Here is a 1,010-nt window from a genome sequence, read left to right as displayed (position 1 = left end):
GGTGTCAGGCGGTGATGTCCGCGGTCTGCTGGGGGGTGGCCGCGAGCCGGCGGGATTTCACGGCGAGGATGATCATGACGGCGGGGATGAGGATGTCGTTGACGAGAACGCCGCCGGTGTTGCCGGGGTTGTGGACGCCGTTGGCGAACCACTGGTAGAGGTGGCCGATCACGGCTCCCCAGAGGAACATCCCGGCGCCGAGCCCGATGGTGATGCGTTCGCGTGCGGAGGCCGAGGCGGCGCGGAAGCCCATGACGGCCAGGCCGAGGTTGGCGAAGGCGATCTCGAACAGGAACGGTGTCCGGTTGAAGCCGATCGCGGTGGCCATGACCTCCGGGAAGGCGGTGAAGGCGACCGTCATCCACAGGCTGCCGATCCCCATGGCGCCGATCGCCCACCAGCGCTGCCAGATCTCCAGCCGTTGCCGGGGCGAGGTGGCGTGGCGGGCCTTGAGGGCGGCGCCGATGGCGGGCACCACGATCCAGACGAGGGGGAAGGCGGACTGGGCGAAGTAAGCGGTGTTGTAATCCATGACCTCAGTCTTACCTGGTTAATATTAACTCGTCAACACTCTGTTATGCTGGCCTCATGGACGACGGACTCGCAGACCTGCTCCACCGGGTGGTCATGCTGCTGGGCGAAGCGACCCGGCGGCGCACCGACGACCCCGACGCCTTGACCTACAGCCAGATCCGGCTGCTCGGCACACTCGAGGAGATCGAACCGGCCACCCAGCACCGGCTCGCACAGGCACTGTCGGTATCCGACCCGGCCATCAGCCGAGCACTACGACCACTCGAAACCGACGGCCTGGTACAGATCACCATCGACCCCGACCACGCACGACGACGACTCGTCCGCCTCACCGACACCGGCCGGAAAACCTTCCACACCGCCGGAAAACCACTCCACGACGAATTCCGCACCGCACTCATCGCGGCCGGGTTCCCCTACCAGCGCTACCTCGAAGACACCCTCCGGCTGGCCGAACTCCTCGAACCCGGCTGAGC

The 1,010-nt window shown here is 66.4% G+C and carries 2 protein-coding genes; one reads left to right on the top strand and one right to left on the bottom strand.

Annotated elements, in window-relative coordinates; genetic code table 11:
• Window positions 1-4 precede the first annotated feature (4 nt).
• Window positions 5-532 (bottom strand): DUF6790 family protein, encoded by a 528-nt coding sequence (locus ABD256_RS44155; RefSeq protein ID WP_344432399.1) that lies wholly within the window; start codon window positions 530-532, stop codon window positions 5-7.
• 56 nt (window positions 533-588) lie between these two features.
• Between ABD256_RS44155 and ABD256_RS44150 the strand changes: the two genes are divergently transcribed.
• Window positions 589-1,008 (top strand): MarR family winged helix-turn-helix transcriptional regulator, encoded by a 420-nt coding sequence (locus tag ABD256_RS44150; protein ID WP_344432398.1) that lies wholly within the window; start codon window positions 589-591, stop codon window positions 1,006-1,008.
• Window positions 1,009-1,010: the final 2 nt, after the last annotated feature.

Origin of the sequence: Amycolatopsis minnesotensis, assembly GCF_039529815.1 — a bacterium.
GTDB lineage: Bacteria > Actinomycetota > Actinomycetes > Mycobacteriales > Pseudonocardiaceae > Amycolatopsis > Amycolatopsis minnesotensis.
This window is presented reverse-complemented; position numbering and strand designations above follow the sequence as displayed.